Origin of the sequence: Herpetosiphon sp. (genome assembly GCF_003512625.1) — a bacterium.
GTDB classification, from domain to species: domain Bacteria; phylum Chloroflexota; class Chloroflexia; order Chloroflexales; family Herpetosiphonaceae; genus Herpetosiphon; species Herpetosiphon aurantiacus.
Map to the genome: position 1 here is coordinate 28590 of NZ_DOPT01000013.1, position 17903 is coordinate 46492.

Sequence of the window (17903 nt, forward strand, 5' to 3'; positions counted from 1 at the left end):
TGCACCCCCTCAAGGGCAATTAGTGATGGGCAGAAACCCACTGATGAACCATAGGATCATTGGTTCGTAATAGAACGGGATGAATAAAATGCCCCTCGCCCACCGCAATGGGTGAGGGGTATTGCTTTTAACGAACTCCGGCCAGCGCAAAGGGCAAGAAACTAAAATACTGGGTTTGGGCAATCATACCAGCTTCAAATGCCCCAATATCGCAGCGCACGGTTTGATCGTTATTGCCATCGACAGGCCGGGGATAGAGCCGTTGATCAACCAAGCCACAATCGGCAGGCCCAGCATCAAGCGCGGGACTAGCAGCGGTCAAACTAAAACTACGTGAGCTACCACCATGCAGCGCAAACTCACCAAGCAAGGGATCAAGATTCAGCAGATCGCTGGCTTGCTGATTGAGCAATTGACATTGGGCGGTCGGTCGCTCCAGCAAATTATGGCCTTGGCTGGTCAGGTTGCCGAGACAATCGTTGGCGGTTTGGCTGGGCGTATGCCAATTATTGGCGATCATGCTATTGTTCAGTGCCAAGGTGCCGCTGATTGAAACTCCAGCACCACCAATGCCCGTTACAAAACGATTGGTATTCGAAACCACGGTCGAATTGGTCAGGGTCAAGACTGAAGTAACTCCCCGTTGATCCAAGGCTCCACCCAAACCCCGGCTATCATTGAAGGCGAGCGTGCTGGTGTCGAGCAGCATGGTTCCAGCTTGTTGGCTAATTGCCGCACCTGAGGCATGGCAGTTTTCACGCAGCCGATTGACTCCATTACTCCGATTGGCGCTAAATTCGCTACGATAAATTTCGCTGCTACCTTGGCTTTGGACTAATGCGCCGCCTTGATCGGCATAATTGTCGATAAAGCGTGAATCGCTGATCAATATGCGCCCAGCATTGGCAATTGCGCCACCACTGGCACAATAGAAATTGCCAACCCCACCATTTTGCCCAAATAGGCTGTTGATAATTTCGGCCTCAGCCCCTTGGTTAATTTTAACTGCGCGTGGCTGATTTTGCTGAAATTCGCTGGTTTCGATCAGGGTCATGCCTTTGATCGTATCGACTGCTGCACCTTGCTCACCTTGACCAATGGCTAGCCGAATCTGGCTTTGGCTGAGCGTCAAATTGCCGCCATCGTTGGCAATCGCCATACCAGTGCCCGCTGTATCGGCCTCAAAAATTGTGTTAGCAATACTTACTGTGCTTTGTTTGATGTAGAGACCACCTCCAACACCAACCCCACCCATAAAAATAGTGCGCACCTCGTTATCATTGAAAAAGCTATGTTGAATGCTGAGCATGCCCGCCAAACTAGCCACCCCACCACCATAATTGGCTAAACCGTACAAAATTGGCGAGGTAATAATGCCATTGTGAATCACCCGAACATGATCGAGGCTTAAATTACCACTGCGTTGAAAAATACCATGCCCATAATAGGTTGCCGTATCATCATTATTCAAAATATAGCCATTGCGGATTTCTACATGCTCCAAGGTCAATCTGCCTTCGTGCAAATCCAACACGCGATCAGTTACATTGCCATCGATGATCGTGGTCGCTGAACTCACTCCCGTAATTTGCAGCGATCCGCGCAGATCCAAATCGCCAGTTAGGCCTTGATCGTCATCGCGGCCAATGTTGGTTAGCCGATACACTCCAGCAGGCAGCAAAATCTGATCAACCGCAGCGCCAGCCGAGCAAGCATCAACCGCTTGATCGCTGGTAGCAGCCAAAACCGCCTCGCGCAACGAACAGGTTTGGTTGCTGGGGTTGGTATCATCAACCGTCGTGGTAACTTGAATCTGATTGGTTGGGGCAAGATTGCTCGCTTGGGGTTGAGCAGTATACCAACCACTGCCTACTAGAAATGCTAGTAAACTCCATCGAAAAGACCGCATTGTGGTTCCTCCAGGTGTAACAACAATATCTGGCTATTGTAAAAGTCCACCTGAGGCTGTCAAGCATACTAGAGTGCAGGTGTTGTTAGGTCGCTAATCGTTAAATGACGAATTTCTAAGGCTTGATTTTGATGAGCAAGTATACCACCACGTACAATTCCACGGGGCGAAACTTGGGCATATTGGTTATCGAGCCATAGAATCAAACCCAAATCGCTGGTTGGCACGCTGGCGATTTGGAGCACTAATTGCTGATCAAGCCAAAATTCCACCCGATCAGCATACCAGTCGATTTGATACTGCTGCCACGTATTCCAGCGAAGTTTGATTGGCTGGCTGCGCACGCCCAAAGCCAGTTGCAACAATGGCAAGCAACAGCGTTGGCGTAACCACGTGTTTTGGCTCAGCACCAAGGCCAACGGAGCGAGTGGCAACAAGCCCAAACACCAGCCCAAGCGCGGCACAAAGCTCATCGCCAACCAACCGTTATGTGCGCCATTGGCGGTTAATTCAAGTTGGCTAGCAGCACCCGCATAGAAAAACCACAAGGCTTGGGGTAGTCGCAAACGCCGCAAGCCCGTGCCAGCCGGATCATTCCACCAGCCAAAGCCTGCCGTACCCACAAAATCCTCAGGCTCGCCCAAAAACCGCGCTTCGAGTTGCAAACGAACTGGAGCATACCAGCTCAAGCCGTTTTCAACATAATCATCCAATTGCGCATCACTATAAACCATGCGATCATGCTGATGGAGGGCAAGCCGCACGCCAGCCTCAATCGGCTGAATTTCGGCCTGATTGGGTGTCCAGGCATGCCAGCGCCGCCCCCAGAACGAGCGAAAAGCCATTAGGAGACTCCTATGTCGCAAGCATTGTTAATTTTTGATGGAACCTGCGATTTTTGCACGCGGGCCGCCCGTTGGATCAAAAACCTCGATCACCAACAACGAATTCGGATCGAGCCATTTCAAAAACCTGGCGTGCCCGAATCGGTTGGCTTGACCTATGCTCAATGTGAGCAAGCAGCATGGTTGCAAACCAGCGACGGCAGACTATGGCGTGGGGCCGGGGCGGTTAATGCAGCCCTGAGCATCGCCACGGGCAAGCGTTTGGCCTTAGGCTTTTATCAACTTTGGGGTATTCGCCACATTCAGGATAGCGTCTATAAGTTGGTGGTCAAATATCGCCATCGTATCCCAGGTGATACACCCCATTGCCAACAATTCCCTGCCGATTGCCCGAAATTAGGCTGAGCTAAGTTGTTCGAGCAGCCATTCGAGCGCACGTTTGGCCGAAGCTTGTTTGTTGCCCAAACGATCGTAGGGCCAAACATGCTGCTCGACCAAGCCTTGATTGGGCAAGTGCAAACCCAAATAAACTAAGCCGACTGGTTTTTCAGGGCTGCCACCACCTGGACCAGCAATGCCAGTCGTGCTTAGGCCAACCGTCGCGCCGAGTGCTTGAGCCGTCCCTTGCGCCATAGCTAAAGCGGTTTCAGCACTCACCGCGCCAACGGTCGCCAAGGTTGAAGTTGGCACATGCAGCAACGTTTGCTTGGCGCTATTGGCATAGGCAATAATGCCGCCCAAATAGACGACTGAGCTGCCAGCAATGTTGGTCAGCCAATCGCCCAACAACCCGCCAGTACACGATTCAGCGGTCGCCAGCGTCCATTGGCGTTGGGCAAGGGCGGTAATCACAGCTTGGGCTAAGGCTTGCGACATTGGCAATTCCTCAACGGCGTTTGCTCAGCAGACCAAATGCTGCCAAACCTAAATAAATAATCGTGCCGATAATCAAGAGCTTAATTGCGATGCGAAACACAATTCCAAAAATCCACAAGGCCACTAAGGCCAACACGATCCAGCCAATCAAACGGGCCATTGCAGGCTCCTTCTAGGATAAGCCAATATCCCACGTGGCGGCGATTTCTTCTTTGGTGAACGAGCGAAAAGCCAAGACGGTTGAGGTGCGCACAATCCCCTTCAGGCTGCCAATTTGGTCGGGCACAGTTTTGGCCAGTTGATCGTAATCGGCCAAGCGCACAATCGCGATAATATCCCATTCGCCAGTGACCGAATAGACTTCAGCCACACCTTCAATTGCGGTTAAGCCAGCCGCTACGCCGTTGGCGGCGCTTGGTTCAGTTTGAATATGCACAAATGCGGTGATCATCGCTGGTTCCTCACCATAGCATCCAAAAAAGTTAGGGCTATTTTAACATACTCGCTAAGTAACTTAGGGCAGCAGGCGTAGGCGCTGAATCGTGACGGTTTGCTGCTCAGCACCCGCCACAACCGGATCAAGCCGCAGCATGCCAATTGAGCCTTGCCAAGTTGGGATTTGGCTAAGATCAAGGGTGTAGGTATGCAGCGCTCCATCACCAATCACATCCCATGAGACCGAATGATCTTCGGTTGCACCCTCGCCAGGAGCCATCCAATACAGTTGGCCATGTTGATTTGGCAGGGTGCTGGCCATAGTAATTTCAAGTTTGCGCCATTGGCTGCTCGCCAGATTAATCCGTGGGCTAAGCAAATGTGGGTCTTGCTGTGGGATAAATGTCCAGCCAGCGCCCCAAGTGCTAGCAGTAATAAAATTCTCGCGCCAGCCCAAACTCCAATTCTGCCAGTGCCAATCGGGCAAGCCTTGAGGAATCGGGTCGAGCTTGAGATAACGTGCATGGGTCAGGGTAATTGGCTGGGCTTGGGCTAAAAATGGGGCAAAGCATGCGGTAACCGCTGATTGCTCTAGTCCGTAACGTTCGAGCAAAATTGGGCTAGGCTCGACTGCCTGCTGATCAAGCCAAACCGTATAGCCAGCGCTGGTAGTATCGACGATTCTAGCGCTAATTTCCAAGCAACCATGCTGCCAATCGCCAGGGCTAACGCTAAGTGGCAGGCTGTTTGGGCGCTCAAATTCATATTCGGCATACAAGGCTTGCAAACCATTCGGCACAAAATAAAAATCGTTGGGCCTGCCAGTTTTGGCCAATTCAGTGATGATTTGGCGATCTTGATCGTTGGCCGCAGCGCCATTGGCATAAATTTGCCAGCCATTGCTAAGGCTCATGCCAACCAAGGCTAAACTTAGGGCAGGCTGCCACCAACGGCGCTGCGGCAGCTTGAGCGTATGCAAACTAAGCGTGATCAATAAAGCCCACGGCGGCAAGCAAGCAATCCAAAATTCAATATTATCTGGCTCCCACCAGCCAAAAAAGAGGCTATAGGTGATGAGCCAGCTCGCGGCCAACACCACTAACATTCGTGATTGCCGCCACATCAAACGCCAGCGCCAAGCGATCAGGCCAAGGCTGGCCAGCAAAACCGCACCACCTAACCAACCATGGATCGTATGTTGCCAGCCGTTGAGCAAATTGGCAAAGGTGTTGGCATTGGTCGTGCCCCACAAACCAGTATTGGCATATTCAAACAGCCACTGTTGCACTTGCGGCCATGTGCGGAAGCCACTCAAGCCAAACATCACGATGGCATAGCTACCACCAACCACCAGCAACCCAACCATGGCATACTGCAAAAATGCGTGCCAGCGTTGTTGCCATGCGGTAGTGCCCCACGCAGCGCTCAGCCAAACCACCAGCACAGGCACAAGCCAAAGCACATTCGTTTGATGAAACAGGATTGCCGCACTATGGGCTAGCCCAAGCCAGCGCCAATTGCTCAGTATTTGGGGCGTTTCAGCCAGCCGAATCAACAAGCCAGTGGCAATAATTAAAAACAAGCTCGCCAAGGTATAAACCTCGACCTCAACTGCGTAATACCACCAAGCGTAGGCTCCGCCAACCAACACACTGCCGCTGGTTGCCAGCCAAGGCTGGTTGGTCAAACGCTGAAGCAAACGCCACCAAATGATCACGCCGCTGGCTCCAGCCACTACATTCAGCATTTGCAATGGCCCAAATGCCATACCTTGATAACCCAAACCTTGACTGAGCCAATAGATAATCTCACCAAGCGGCCCATAGAATAAATGATGAGGATGAAACGATTCGCGCCATGGCTTGGCTTGCACTGCCGTCGCGTAGGAGTAGGCATCGAAGGTATGAATTTGGGTGAGCGTCAGGCTATAAAGCCCAATTAAGCCCAGCCACGCCAAACCAAGCTTTAATCGAGAATGTTGCTGCATGTGGCTTCCAAAAAGCGAGCTAAAACAATGACACAGCCTGTTGTCCAGACTGTGCCATAGTACCATTGAATAGGCGATAGGTTATTTAGTTGTCCACGGCAGATAGGTATTTTGCATTGGTGGAGTTACCACAACCGTACCTTGCATACTGCCATGCAAGCTACAAACATAGCTGAAAGTACCAACTTGATCAAAGGTTACGGCATAATCTTGGTTCTGGCTCAGATCGCCTGAATCCCAAATAAACGGCATTTGACCACGGGTCGTGGTGTGGGTCGAAGCATCAAGGTTACGCCACAAGATGCTGGTTCCCAAGGTAACCGTAATTGGGCTAGGGCTAAACCGGAAGTTCTGAATATTGATGGTTTGGGTGGTCGCGAAATCAAAATCTTGGATGACGGTCTGATTGAGAACCACCGTTACCGTTGCCACTTGGGTTTCCAAGGCCATAAATTCGCTAGAAATCGTATAGGTTCCCGGGGCTAAGGCTAAGTTGTAATCGCCGTTAGCGTTGGTTTCGGTGGTGAAGTTGCCGGGGTTGGCGGTGATGCTGACACCAGCGCGGCCCGTGCCATTGAGGGTTGCATGACCACTAACAGTACCAGTCACATCGCCAAATTCAAAGTTTTCAGTCGCAACTTGGCCTTTGACAATCGTTACTTGGCGAGTAATTGGCGTTTCGTTTGGCACAGTAACGGTTGCACTGTAGAGGCCTGCTGGCAAGCTGGTGCTATAGACACCAGTGGTTTTGCCAAATTCAACCACGCCAACGCTATTTTCCAAGCGAATGGTGGCTGAGGTTGCCGCCGTGCCATCGACCGTGATGCTGCCTTGCAAGGTTGGGGCAATCGCATTCAAAGCATTGACATAGCCATGACCAAAGGTATTGTTGGGGATGCTGCTACCAGCAACACCACCACAGGTTTGGGTTGAAGGCGCAGCAGTAGCGGTTTCTTGCAAGATCGCACGAGTGAGATCAACTTGGCCTTGCAGTTCTGGGCGAGCCGACCACAACAAGGCCACAACCCCAACTACGTGCGGGCTAGCCATACTCGTGCCCGAGCTTGAACCATAAACATCATCACCACCATTGGTTGCCGAACGCACAGATGAGCCTGGGGCTGAAATGTCTGGGCCGATTCGGCTGGCACCATTGTTGGTAGCTGGACCACGGCTGCTAAACCCAGAAATTGCCCCAGTTGAGGTATGTGAGCCAACCACAAAGCTTTCAGGGTAGATCGCGACTGGCGTGGTGATGGTGGCACAACCGCTCCCATCATTCCCTGCTGAGGCCACAAACATAATCCCTGCATTGGTCACATTTTGAACTGAGGTCTGAATGCCATCAGAAGGGGTATTGGTACAACCTTCTGAGGCTAGGCAGCCCCATGAATTGTTGACAACGTGCGGCGCTTTGCTGGGGTCGCCTTGAGCACTGGTGCCAGCAGTGGGGAACGGAGCCAACATCCAGTCGATACAGCGAATGTAGGTTGCAGGCGTACCGTTGCCAGCATCCATGTTACGGCAGGCGATCCATTTTGCGCCAGGCGCAACCCCAATTTGTTCGCCCGTGCCATTATCGCCAACAACCGTACCAACGGTGTGAGTGCCATGCGAGTTATCGTCACAAGGCACGTTCAGCGCTAAACCACAAGGATTCGTGCCACCTAACGAAGTGCGAATGCCGTCGTACCAGTTGTAATCGTGACTAGCATTTGTGCCATCCCAGCCGCGATATTTGCTCTTCAATGCGGCGTGCGTCCAGCGCACCCCAGTATCTTCGCCAGCAATTACGATGCCTTGGCCAGTAATGCCTTTAGCCCACACTTCGGGGGCTTTGACATAGTTAACCCCCCAGGTCGTGGTATTCACCGCTTGGGGTGCTGGGTTAGTTTCGGCAACTGGTTTTTCGACCTTGACCACAATCGAATCTTCGATCAATTGCTTGACGCTGGCTTGTTCGGCCAGCCATTGAGCGCTGGCTAAATCAAGCGTCGCATACAAGGCATTAACCGAGAGAAAGCCCTCGGATTGAATCCCGCGGTTGCTGAGTTCGGCAAGCAGTGGAGTTTGATCGCGTTGGGCTTGTTGGCGCAGGGCGGCAACCACCGCCGCACCCTTGGCTTCTTTACTGGCCAAACGATCAGCGAAGTTGGTATCGACTTGGGCTTGCAATAGCACGAGGGTTGGCACTTGTTGGCCAGCATTCAGCTTTGCCAGCAGGGCTGAATCGGCTTTGCTTGCGAGACGGTCGGGGGGGTTGGCGGAGGCGCTTGGCAGACAAAAGCCTGCTAACACCATTAGGAGGATGAATGGTTTGATCAGACGCATAGGCTCCCCACACAGGTAAAAGATATTAAGGTTGGGGCAAGTATAGCAAACTTTTGGGCATGGTAAAATAGCATGATGCTGATAGATTGCTCAATACGCTGAATGGGAATATTATGGAAGATTTTTTGCGCCGAGCAGCGGCGGATTTACATATTGGGGTTGAACAAACCAGCCCAACCACTTGGACACTCACGATCCCCGGTAGTTTAGGGCGGGTTTTTGGTAAAGAAACTGTTTTAGTAACAACTGATAAGCAGGTCGCGGCGCTCGACCCTGATCTTCAATTGCTTTCGCCCAACTCATCGTTGACCTTGCGTTTAGCCGAACAACTGCGCTCACGTGGGCGGCCAACTCATCGCGCTCGCTTGGAATGGTATCCAGATCAAGTGTCATTGCTGGCCGATGTTCAGGAAGCGCAATTAATTCAAGGCCCAAACTTGCAACTGAGTGGGCTACAACAGCATATTGTGTTGCGGATTACCTTTCGTATTCGCTTTGAACGCGAGGTGATTGAGGAAAAAATGGTGGCCTGTTGTGTCGATTATGAAACTGGCCAAGTTTGGCCAACCATCACCGACATCACCAATTTACGCGATCAGCTTACGCCGTTGCCATCAACCGGCCTGACCGATGAGCATGTGAATGTGGCTTTGCACCATGCTCGCCGCTGGCTTGAGCGCTTGCTCTACCCGCAAAAAGCCCTGCACGAAGCCCAATTGGCCCAATTACTGGCCGTTGAAAAAGCGCGGATCAACGCCTTCTACGATGCGCTCGAAGAAGATTCAGGCCTTGCGCTCGGAGCCAAAGAGGGCGAATCGAACAAGCAATATGCCCTCGAAGAAGAGCGTAAACGCCTGCTTGACGAGCAAGAATATCGCTATGCCTTGTCGTTGGCTGCCGAAACTGTCAGCGTAGCCACAATTCAAACGCCCGTGTTGCATATTGGCAGCAAACACCAACCGCATTTGATTGCGATCTCGCCCTTATTTGAGCCGATGATTCAATTGCCCCATTGCCAAACCTGTGGCCGCCAAGCCAGTTTGGTGGCGCATAAAGAACAACTGGTTTGCAATGTTTGCCATCAGGTGCTAGCGCAATAAGTTTTTCACAGCCCCAACCCCTCACCTCAACCTTTCAAGGGTAGGTTTTCAAAGATAGCTGAGTTCCCTCACCCCCTAGCCCCCTCTCCCGCCCAGCAGGCGAGGGGGAACCTTCACATCATGTCATTGGATCTCCCCTCTCACGCCGCAGTGGGAGAGGGGACGGGGGTGAGGGAGGGTATACAAAACTCCTAACTATCCAGCCGACCTTCGCAAAAGCCAATTGATTAATAAAGGTTAATCAAGAATAGGACTTAAGGCGCTTGCAAGGGCTTGCAAACAAAACTATGATACTAGCCAAGCATAGATCCTTTGGTTCTCAGCCTTCTACCCTTTCTATGCAAATCAGTTGTTGTAGCCAACCAGCTTGGCATGGTACTGAGCGTTGCAGAAGTAAAGGGGAAGTATGCGTTACACCCAGCCCTATCTTGAATCATTGCGCCAAATTGGCGACCCTGCTGCCGATAGCTTGATTGAGCAATTGGCCAACAATGGCGATTTAGCGCGGGTTAGTCAGGTGTTGCGCCAGATCACCAAAAACGATCAACCCTTGCCTCGCGATTTGCCCCCCGTTCTGTTTGATTGGCTCGAACACCATTGCAGCCCCTCTGGTTCAATCGATTGGCAACGGATCAATAATGGCGCAGCATTTTTTGCTCGCTATGGCATGGCGATCACCGTCGTGCTCTCAACGGCAGCTTTGGTTGGCTGTTACGCTGCTCAAAAAGGGGTCAAAGTGCTGACCCAAACCCAACGCTTGCAGGCCGAACCTTATCGCCGAGTCACTGAATCGGGCCATTTTGTGATGACGGTATTACAACCGCAGGCGCTCCAAAACAACGGGGCTGGCTTGCAGGTGATTCAAAAAGTGCGCCTAATGCACGCCGCTGTGCGTTATCAAATTGCTCACGCTGGCCAATGGCAGAGCGCCGAGCTTGGTGTACCGATTTGTCAAGAAGATATGCTGGGCACGCTGATGGTATTTTCGTATGGCGTAATTTGGGGCTTGGAGCAACTGGGCTATCGCATAGCCGCACAAGCTGCCGAAAATTTTTTGTATACTTGGTGTGTGATTGGCGAACTGATTGGGGTTGATCCGGCCAGCTTACCACGCTCGATGGCTGAAGCCGAGGATCTGGCCTATAGCATCTCCAATCGTCAGCATGGCCCATCTGATGAGGGGCGCGAATTGACCCAAGCGCTACTAGCAATGCACACTGGGCTCTTACCAGGCCGCTTTTTCGATGGCATGGTTCCAGCATTGATTCATCATCTCGCAGGTGATGAGGTTGCTCGCTGGATGGGCGTGCCGCAAACCCGTTGGAAATATGCGGTACGCTATCTCAAAACCCTCAATAGTGCAATGCGTAGCATCACCCAACGCTTTCCAGCTATCGATGAGCAATTTGATCGACTGACCTTCTTGCTGCTCCAACGTTGGACTGGCGCAATCCATCGTGGCGAACTTAGCGAAACTCTCAGCGAACGCGTGGCCTAATTTTCAACCAAGCCCCAGCCAATGCTACACTGAGACCGATCTGGCTTTGCCATGATTGGTCTTTTTTCGTCCTTGACACAATTCAATTTACATTGTAAATTCATTTATAGATTTACACTGTAAATCTATTGAGGTTTTGAAATGGCGCGGACTCGTAATCAAGCACTCAACGATGAAACGATCATTCAAATTAAGCAAGCGGCCCGCCAACTGATGGCGCAACATGGCACAGCTGGCTTATCAATTCGTGGGATTGCCAAAGTTCTATCGGTTAGCCCACCAGCCCTGTACCACTATTTTGCTAATTTGGAAGACCTGATTACAACCTTGATTGCCGATAGTTTTAATAGTTTGGCCGATACCTTGGATGCTGTTGGGCTTAAATCGCGTACAAAAACCAAGGCTGGGCGTTTGTTGACGGTATTTGAGGCCTATCGCCAATGGGCCTTCGATCATCCAATCGACTTTCAATTGATCTATGGCAATCCAATTCCTGGCTATAACGCGCCGCGCGAAATTACGGTGCCAGCGGTGGTTCGCACCTTTATTACGCCAGTACGCTTGGCCGATCTCGCGATCAAAGCTGGCGAATCAAGCCTCAACGATTTTCGTATTCCAGCATTTTGTGCTGAGCATATGAATGGCATGATTGCCGAACATGGCTATCCGGTGTCGTTAGAGTCGATGTACCTGATTATGACCCTGTGGACACAAATTCATGGCCTGATTATGTTGGAATTGTATGGACATCTTAGCTCGAATGTTGGCAATGCCGACGCTTTCTATCGCCATCGCGTCATAGAAATGCTGCATACGTTTGGTTTTGACGATCTAACTTAATTCAATTTGGCCGGCACGCTCAAGCAGTTTCGGCAACGAGGCTTAGTTTGCTGTTGCCAAAAATTAGCAAGGAATCAATGATGTCAGGTGAATTACACGTTATTTTTGGCACAGGCCCAATTGGTAAAGCGACCGCCCGTTGTTTGGTCAGCGCAGGTAAACAAGTGCGGATGATTAATCGTTCGGGCAAGGCTAGCCATCTGCCCGAGAGCGTTGAAGTCTTAGCTGGCGATATTTATGATCAACATTTTGTAGCCCAACAAGCACAGGCTGCCACCAGCGTTTACCAATGTGCCCAACCAGCTTACTACGAATGGACCAGCAAATTTCCGGCGATGCAAGCAGCAGTGATCGAGGGAGTCGCCCAAAGTAAGGCCAAATTGGTGGTGATGGAAAATTTATATGGCTATGGGCGCAGCAACGGCCAACCAATGACTGAAACCACGCCATTCGCCGCCCATACCCGTAAGGGCAAATTGCGAGCGCAGATGAGTGAGCAACTGTTTGCCGCCCATAATGCTGGCAAGATTCGCGCAACCAGCGTGCGGGCCTCGAATTTCTATGGCCCCGAATATCAATTAATGGGCGATCAGGTAGTCAAGCCAGCCTTGCAAGGCAAAAAAGTTAATTTGCTGGGCAAAGCCGATGTTCTGCACAGCTTTAGTTATGTCAATGATATTGGAGCAAGCTTGGCAATCCTTGGCACTGACGAGCGTGGTTTAGGCCGACCGTGGCATGCCCCCAGCCCTGCCGCACTAACCCAACAGGAGTTTGTAGCAATTTTGGCCAAAGTTTTGGGCAAACCTGTTGGCTATCGCACCGTCAATACTGCCATGGTTTGGCTGCTTGGACGCTTTATCAAAGAATTGGCCGAAACCGTCGAGATGATGTACGAGTGGCAAGCACCGTTCATTATGGATAGCAGCGCCTTTAGCAAAACCTTTGAGCTTGAAGCAACCCCAATCGAACAGGGAATTAAAGCCATGGCCGATTGGTTTCGCAATTAACGTTCAGCAGGCAGCGCAATCAGATCAAAAGGTTGCGCTGCATTGCAAAGCCTTGACCAGCAATTGTTTATATTCAGCGCGTGGAATTTCATAGGCTCCAAATGTTGCTAGATGCGGCGTGATAAATTGGGTGTCGAGTAGTTGAAAACCACCAGCCCGCAAGCGTTCGACCAACGCCACCAAAGCCACTTTACTGGCATCACGCGCTTTGCTCCACATACTTTCGCCAGCAAACAAGCCCGCCAAACCCACCCCATACAAGCCACCGACCATTTCGCCATCCTGCCAAGCCTCGACACTATGGGCTAAACCACCAGCATGTAATTGACTATAGATCTCAATAAATTCTTGGCTAATCCAGGTTTCATCGCGTTCAGAACAGGCCTGCATCGTTTCCCGAAAGGCAGTATCAAAACGAATTTCAAAGGTTTGGCGACGAATTGTGCGCTGCAAGGAACTGGAGACATGAAAACGTTCATCAAGCGGAATAATCGCCCGTGGATCAGGATCATACCAATAGATCTGGCCATCCTCATCCATCGGAAAGATTCCTTGGGCGTAACCATAAATTAATAATTGTGGTGAGAGTCGCTTGGTCATGCTATCATGTCTCCAAAAAGTGAGGTCAACCAACCAATGAATACACGACGGGATGTCGCAACCGCCGAACCACAAACAACAACTGATGTCGAGCTCGATTTTATCACGCTCAGCGATGAGGAACTGGAAAAACCCTATCGGGTTATTTTGCAAAACGATGATATCACGCCCATGGAAGTGGTCGTGTGGGTTTTGGAAAAAGTCTTCGAGCAATCGTTTGAACAAGCCAAAAGGATTATGATCGAAGCCCATGTCAAAGGCCATGCTTTGGTCACAATTTTGCCCTTCAAAGAAGCTAGTGCCCGCGTCTACAGCGCTCAGAGCCGCGCTCGCGATATGGGCTTTCCGCTGGTGCTCTTTTTGGAGCCAGATTTTTAATAATCGGGGGTCGGGGTCTGGTTATTGGGGAGTGGGCTGAGGGAATATAGCATAGCACTGGGCCAATTCTGTGGTAGTTTGGTAATGGCAGCAGAATAATTCGGGTAATTCGTGGCTAAAAAGCCTTGGTGCGCTTCGTGTCCTTCGTGGATCAAAATGAGAATTGATAGTTGGAGGAAGTTATGCGTTCAACCATTCGTGGATTGGTAACCCAAATTGCCCCCTTAGATTTACGCGAGCAGGCCGATTGCAACGAAACCTTGGCGTGGATCGATAGCGATGCACCGTTATTTCGCACGGCCAAGCCGGCAACCCCACCGATGCACTTAGTTTCCTACATTGTGGTCTACGATCCGACGACTGTCCAGATTTTATTGGTCGATCATCGCAATGCTCAATTGTGGTTGCCGTGTGGCGGCCATGTTGAGCCAGATGAACATCCAGCAATCACCGTGATTCGTGAGATCGAAGAAGAATTGGGTATTCAAGCTGAGTTTTATTGGCAAGATCCCTGCTTCATCACCGTAACCGAAACAGTTGGGCTAACGGCGGGCCATATTGACGTTTCGCTGTGGTATGTCGTGCAAGCTGATTCGCAACAACCATTGGCCTACGATCAGGCTGAATTTAATCAAGTTCGCTGGTTTGCGCTCGATCAACTGCCGCTAGAACGCAGCGATCCACAGCTTGGGCGCTTTATTAGCAAGTTTCAACGGTTGCTCAAACGCGAAGCGCCACGACTATTGGCAGTGCGTTAACATTTTGTTTAAGCAGCTTTTAAGGCATTCAAAGGCCTAAAGCTGCGTGGTATAATCTAGCGATGCAGCCGTGCTGCCGATATTCAGACACCACGAGGTACCACATGTTTAAATGGCTTGGGAAACTACTGGGCGACCCCAACGCTAAGGTTGTGAAGAAAATGCAGCCAACCTTAGATGAAATTAACGCCCTTGAGCCGAAAATGAAGGCTCTTAGCGATGAACAACTCCGTGAAAAAACGGCTGAATTACGCACACGGTTCGCAGAGCTAACCAAAGCGGATCGTGAAGCGCTCGACGACCGCTACGCCGACGAAAATCGCCATGATTCCACCGTCGAAAAAGACTATCAAAAAGAATTACGGGTGATCGAAGATGCAGCCCTTGATGAATTGTTGCCTGAAGCCTTTGCTTTGGTGCGCGAAGCCTCAAGCCGCGTGATTGGTCAACGTCACTATGATGTCCAGATGATCGGCGGGATTGTGCTGCACGAAGGCCGCATTGCCGAAATGAAGACTGGCGAAGGTAAGACCTTGGTGGCTTCCTTGCCCTTGTTTCTCAATGCAATTGCTGGCCGTGGCGCACACTTGATTACCGTCAACGACTACCTCGCTAAAGTTGGTGGTGGCTGGATGGGGCCAATCTTCCATAGCCTTGGCATGAGCACAGGCTATATCGCCCACGATTATTCAGCAATTTACGACCCCAATTATATCGACCCCAACGCCAAACAAGATGATAGCCGTTTGGTGCACTGGCGGCCTTGCTCACGCCGCGAAGCCTATATGGCCGATATGACCTACGGGACAAATAATGAATATGGCTTCGATTATCTGCGCGATAACATGGTGCAGCACAAAGATCAATGTGTGCAGCGCGAATTGCACTATGCGATTGTTGACGAAGTAGATAATATTTTGATCGACGAAGCCCGTACTCCCTTGATTATCTCTGGCCCAGCCCAAGAATCCAGTGATAACTATCGCCGTTTTTCTTCGTTGGTACGTGGCCTCAAGCGCTCCAGCATTTCGCCAGATGAAGTGCGCAAGGGCTTGAAAGACGATTTTGATGGCGATTATTGGATCGACGAAAAATCGCGCTCGATTACCTTGACCGAATCGGGCTTAGAGGTGATGGAAAAGCGGCTCAATTTGCCTGATGGCGAAAATATGTACGATGCCAAGAACTTCGAATTAACTCACTATTTGGAAAACGCCCTCAAGGCTGAATATGTTTTCCATCGTGATGTTGATTATGTGGTGCAAAATGGCGAAGTTGTGATCGTCGATGAATTTACAGGCCGAACAATGCCGGGTCGGCGTTGGTCTGATGGTTTGCACCAAGCGGTTGAGGCCAAAGAGGCGGTCGAAGTGCGGCGCGAAAACGTCACCTTGGCCACAATTACCTTCCAAAATTACTTCCGAATGTACAACAAACTTGGTGGTATGACTGGTACGGCAATCACCGAAGCTGAAGAATTTAGCAAAATCTACAATTTGGAAGTAGTGATTATCCCAACCAACCGCCAAGTCGTGCGCGAAGATTATCGCGACCATATTTATGCCTCGCAAAAAGCTAAATACAACGCTGTGTTGCGTGAAATCAAAGAGATGCACGAAGTTGGCCGCCCAGTCTTGGTCGGTACAACCTCGGTCGAAAGCTCGGAAATTGTCAGCAATTTGCTGAAGCAAGAGGGGCTTGAACACTATCTCTTGAATGCTAAGCAACACGAACGTGAAGCGTATATCGTGGCCCAAGCTGGCCGTACTGGCGCAATCACGATTGCAACCAACATGGCAGGTCGGGGAACTGACATTTTGCTTGGTGGAAACCCCGATGGTTTAATTGAGGAACATCTCAAAGCCCTCGGCACAACCATTACCGATGCAACGCCTGAGCAACTAGCCCAAGCCCAAGCCCAAGCGAAAGCCGATGTTGAGGCCGAACGTAAAGCTGTGATGGAAGCTGGTGGCTTACACATCATTGGCACTGAGCGCCACGAAGCTCGTCGGATCGATAATCAGCTGCGTGGGCGGGCTGGCCGTCAAGGCGACCCCGGTTCATCGCGCTTCTTCATTTCGCTTGAAGATGAGTTGATGACACGCTTCGGACGCATCGATACGATCAAGCGTTTGATGGAGCGTATGTCTGATGGCGATGAGGAATTGCCACTCGAATCGGGCTTACTCGATAAAGCGATCGAAAGTGCCCAAACTCGGGTCGAAGGCTATAACTTCGATGTGCGGAAGCATGTGGTCGAATACGACGACGTGGTAAACAAGCAGCGCGAAGTGATTTACGCCGATCGCCATGCCATTCTTGGCGGCGAAGATATGGGCGACCGCATTCTTGAGATGGTCGTTGATGAAATCGACATCCATGTCGAAGAATTTCTCGATAATCGCGAGCTAGACAAGCCTGATCTCGAAGGCTTCTTGCGTCAGTTATATTCGATTGTGCCCCAACTCAAGGCCCAAGAAACTGAATTGGCAGCCCGCTTCAAAGGCAAACAAGCTGATGAAATTGGCGAAATTGCCACCGAAGTGGTGGAAGAAGCCTACAATCGGCTTGGCGAAGAGTTGGCAACCCAATACACGACCTTGTTGCAACGCGGAGTCCAGCCAATTCCTGGGGTCAGCGGCCCAGAAGCCTTCTTTGCCCACTTCGAGCGCCAAGAAATGCTGGGGGCAATCGACCGTGAATGGATCGATTATCTGACGGCAGTTGATGAATTGCGCCAAGGCATCGGCAACGTCGCAATTGCCCAACAAGATCCATTGGTAGCCTTCAAGCGCGAAGCCTTTAAGATGTTCGACGAACTCAAAGGCAACATCCAAAACCGGATTGTCTACAACTTCTTTACTGATGCGGCCAACTGGCAAGTGCGTTTGCGCCAAGTTGAGCTTGAAATGGAAGCCCGTTTGGCTCTGGCTCAAACTGCTGGCGGCTCAGAAAACGCCACCGAAGACGCACCCAAGCCAGCCAAACGTGGCGTTGGTGGAGCGGCACGCCGGGTCAGCAATGCCGCAGGCCAAGCTGCACCAGCCCGTCGAATCGTGATCAAAATCGGACGCAATGATCCTTGCCCATGCGATAGCGGCAAGAAGTTCAAAGCATGCCACGGCTTGCCGGGCAAAGAAGCCGAACTTGAGGCGATTTTGGCGGTCAAGCATACCCACGCGCAAGCGGTTGGTAAAAAATAACATTTGGAATAACCAATAATCGTTGGTAGACCGTGGGGTATGTTTGCTCCACGGTCTTTTTTTAACGCAGAGGCGCAGAGTCAAGGCAGAAGTCAAAAATCAAAAGGCAAAACAGGAGGAGTTAGAGGTCAGGATT

General features: G+C 50.9%; 16 protein-coding genes. 8 read left to right on the forward strand and 8 right to left on the reverse strand.

The window, feature by feature from the left end; all coding sequences use genetic code 11:
* Window positions 1-127 precede the first annotated feature (127 nt).
* Window positions 128-1909, reverse strand: a complete 1782-nt coding sequence (locus DEF47_RS02500; RefSeq protein WP_012190726.1) for a CSLREA domain-containing protein — start codon at window positions 1907-1909, stop codon at window positions 128-130.
* 68 nt (window positions 1910-1977) lie between these two features.
* Window positions 1978-2754 carry a hypothetical protein gene (locus DEF47_RS02505; RefSeq protein ID WP_012190727.1) on the reverse strand — a complete coding sequence of 259 codons (777 nt, stop codon included), beginning with the start codon at window positions 2752-2754 and terminating at the stop codon, window positions 1978-1980.
* Between the two features lie 12 nt (window positions 2755-2766).
* Between DEF47_RS02505 and DEF47_RS02510 the strand changes: the two genes are divergently transcribed.
* The gene (locus DEF47_RS02510) at window positions 2767-3159 is read left to right on the forward strand and encodes a thiol-disulfide oxidoreductase DCC family protein (protein ID WP_012190728.1); all 393 of its coding nucleotides are present in this window, start codon (window positions 2767-2769) and stop codon (window positions 3157-3159) included.
* Here DEF47_RS02510 and DEF47_RS02515 read toward each other — a convergent pair.
* The 5 genes from DEF47_RS02515 to DEF47_RS02535 all read right to left on the reverse strand — a co-directional run bounded on the left by DEF47_RS02515 (window position 3151) and on the right by DEF47_RS02535 (window position 8383).
* Window positions 3151-3630, reverse strand: coding sequence for a CinA family protein (locus DEF47_RS02515; protein WP_012190729.1), 480 nt, complete (start codon window positions 3628-3630; stop codon window positions 3151-3153). The two genes, DEF47_RS02510 and DEF47_RS02515, sit on opposite strands and share 9 nt — an antisense overlap.
* Before the next feature lie 10 nt (window positions 3631-3640).
* Window positions 3641-3790: a hypothetical protein gene (locus DEF47_RS02520; RefSeq protein ID WP_287044950.1), complete on the reverse strand. Its 150-nt coding sequence runs from the start codon at window positions 3788-3790 to the stop codon at window positions 3641-3643.
* Between the two features lie 12 nt (window positions 3791-3802).
* The gene (locus DEF47_RS02525; protein WP_012190730.1) at window positions 3803-4081 is read right to left on the reverse strand and encodes an Lrp/AsnC family transcriptional regulator; all 279 of its coding nucleotides are present in this window, start codon (window positions 4079-4081) and stop codon (window positions 3803-3805) included.
* A gap of 63 nt (window positions 4082-4144) precedes the next feature.
* Complete coding sequence (locus DEF47_RS02530; RefSeq protein ID WP_041304607.1) at window positions 4145-6052, reverse strand: glycosyltransferase family protein; 1908 nt, start codon at window positions 6050-6052, stop codon at window positions 4145-4147.
* An 81-nt stretch (window positions 6053-6133) separates the two neighbouring features.
* Entirely contained in the window at window positions 6134-8383 is a 2250-nt protein-coding gene (locus DEF47_RS02535; RefSeq protein ID WP_012190732.1) for a S8 family serine peptidase, read from the reverse strand.
* Window positions 8384-8496: 113 nt separating this feature from the next.
* Here DEF47_RS02535 and DEF47_RS02540 point away from each other — a divergent pair, with 113 nt between their 5' ends.
* From DEF47_RS02540 to DEF47_RS02555, 4 genes are all read left to right on the forward strand, one after another.
* Window positions 8497-9483: a hypothetical protein gene (locus DEF47_RS02540; protein WP_012190733.1), complete on the forward strand. Its 987-nt coding sequence runs from the start codon at window positions 8497-8499 to the stop codon at window positions 9481-9483.
* A gap of 406 nt (window positions 9484-9889) precedes the next feature.
* Complete coding sequence (locus DEF47_RS02545; RefSeq protein ID WP_012190734.1) at window positions 9890-10981, forward strand: oxygenase MpaB family protein; 1092 nt, start codon at window positions 9890-9892, stop codon at window positions 10979-10981.
* Window positions 10982-11122: 141 nt separating this feature from the next.
* Window positions 11123-11821, forward strand: a complete 699-nt coding sequence (locus tag DEF47_RS02550) for a TetR/AcrR family transcriptional regulator (RefSeq protein WP_012190735.1) — start codon at window positions 11123-11125, stop codon at window positions 11819-11821.
* 77 nt (window positions 11822-11898) lie between these two features.
* A complete protein-coding gene (locus DEF47_RS02555) occupies window positions 11899-12828 on the forward strand; it encodes an NAD-dependent epimerase/dehydratase family protein (protein ID WP_012190736.1) in 930 nt (309 codons plus the stop codon).
* A gap of 24 nt (window positions 12829-12852) precedes the next feature.
* Here DEF47_RS02555 and aat read toward each other — a convergent pair whose 3' ends face one another.
* Window positions 12853-13428 carry a leucyl/phenylalanyl-tRNA--protein transferase gene (gene aat, locus DEF47_RS02560; RefSeq protein WP_012190737.1) on the reverse strand — a complete coding sequence of 192 codons (576 nt, stop codon included), beginning with the start codon at window positions 13426-13428 and terminating at the stop codon, window positions 12853-12855.
* 36 nt (window positions 13429-13464) lie between these two features.
* Between aat and DEF47_RS02565 the strand changes: the two genes are divergently transcribed.
* The 3 genes from DEF47_RS02565 to secA all read left to right on the forward strand — a co-directional run bounded on the left by DEF47_RS02565 (window position 13465) and on the right by secA (window position 17767).
* A complete protein-coding gene (locus DEF47_RS02565) occupies window positions 13465-13806 on the forward strand; it encodes an ATP-dependent Clp protease adaptor ClpS (RefSeq protein WP_012190738.1) in 342 nt (113 codons plus the stop codon).
* Window positions 13807-13988: 182 nt separating this feature from the next.
* Window positions 13989-14564 (forward strand): NUDIX hydrolase, encoded by a 576-nt coding sequence (locus tag DEF47_RS02570; protein ID WP_012190739.1) that lies wholly within the window; start codon window positions 13989-13991, stop codon window positions 14562-14564.
* Between the two features lie 104 nt (window positions 14565-14668).
* Entirely contained in the window at window positions 14669-17767 is a 3099-nt protein-coding gene (secA, locus tag DEF47_RS02575; protein ID WP_012190740.1) for a preprotein translocase subunit SecA, read from the forward strand.
* Window positions 17768-17903 lie beyond the last annotated feature (136 nt).

Excerpts from the sequence above, each read along its gene's own strand:
- DEF47_RS02500 (WP_012190726.1), bottom strand. The coding sequence starts at position 1,909 with ATGCGGTCTTTTCGATGGAGTTTACTAGCATTTCTAGTAGGCAGTGGT.
- DEF47_RS02505 (WP_012190727.1), bottom strand. The coding sequence starts at position 2,754 with ATGGCTTTTCGCTCGTTCTGGGGGCGGCGCTGGCATGCCTGGACACCC.
- DEF47_RS02510 (WP_012190728.1), top strand. The coding sequence starts at position 2,767 with ATGTCGCAAGCATTGTTAATTTTTGATGGAACCTGCGATTTTTGCACG.
- DEF47_RS02515 (WP_012190729.1), bottom strand. The coding sequence starts at position 3,630 with ATGTCGCAAGCCTTAGCCCAAGCTGTGATTACCGCCCTTGCCCAACGC.
- DEF47_RS02520 (WP_287044950.1), bottom strand. The coding sequence starts at position 3,790 with ATGGCCCGTTTGATTGGCTGGATCGTGTTGGCCTTAGTGGCCTTGTGG.
- DEF47_RS02525 (WP_012190730.1), bottom strand. The coding sequence starts at position 4,081 with ATGATCACCGCATTTGTGCATATTCAAACTGAACCAAGCGCCGCCAAC.
- DEF47_RS02530 (WP_041304607.1), bottom strand. The coding sequence starts at position 6,052 with ATGCAGCAACATTCTCGATTAAAGCTTGGTTTGGCGTGGCTGGGCTTA.
- DEF47_RS02535 (WP_012190732.1), bottom strand. The coding sequence starts at position 8,383 with ATGCGTCTGATCAAACCATTCATCCTCCTAATGGTGTTAGCAGGCTTT.
- DEF47_RS02540 (WP_012190733.1), top strand. The coding sequence starts at position 8,497 with ATGGAAGATTTTTTGCGCCGAGCAGCGGCGGATTTACATATTGGGGTT.
- DEF47_RS02545 (WP_012190734.1), top strand. The coding sequence starts at position 9,890 with ATGCGTTACACCCAGCCCTATCTTGAATCATTGCGCCAAATTGGCGAC.
- DEF47_RS02550 (WP_012190735.1), top strand. The coding sequence starts at position 11,123 with ATGGCGCGGACTCGTAATCAAGCACTCAACGATGAAACGATCATTCAA.
- DEF47_RS02555 (WP_012190736.1), top strand. The coding sequence starts at position 11,899 with ATGATGTCAGGTGAATTACACGTTATTTTTGGCACAGGCCCAATTGGT.
- aat (WP_012190737.1), bottom strand. The coding sequence starts at position 13,428 with ATGACCAAGCGACTCTCACCACAATTATTAATTTATGGTTACGCCCAA.
- DEF47_RS02565 (WP_012190738.1), top strand. The coding sequence starts at position 13,465 with ATGAATACACGACGGGATGTCGCAACCGCCGAACCACAAACAACAACT.
- DEF47_RS02570 (WP_012190739.1), top strand. The coding sequence starts at position 13,989 with ATGCGTTCAACCATTCGTGGATTGGTAACCCAAATTGCCCCCTTAGAT.
- secA (WP_012190740.1), top strand. The coding sequence starts at position 14,669 with ATGTTTAAATGGCTTGGGAAACTACTGGGCGACCCCAACGCTAAGGTT.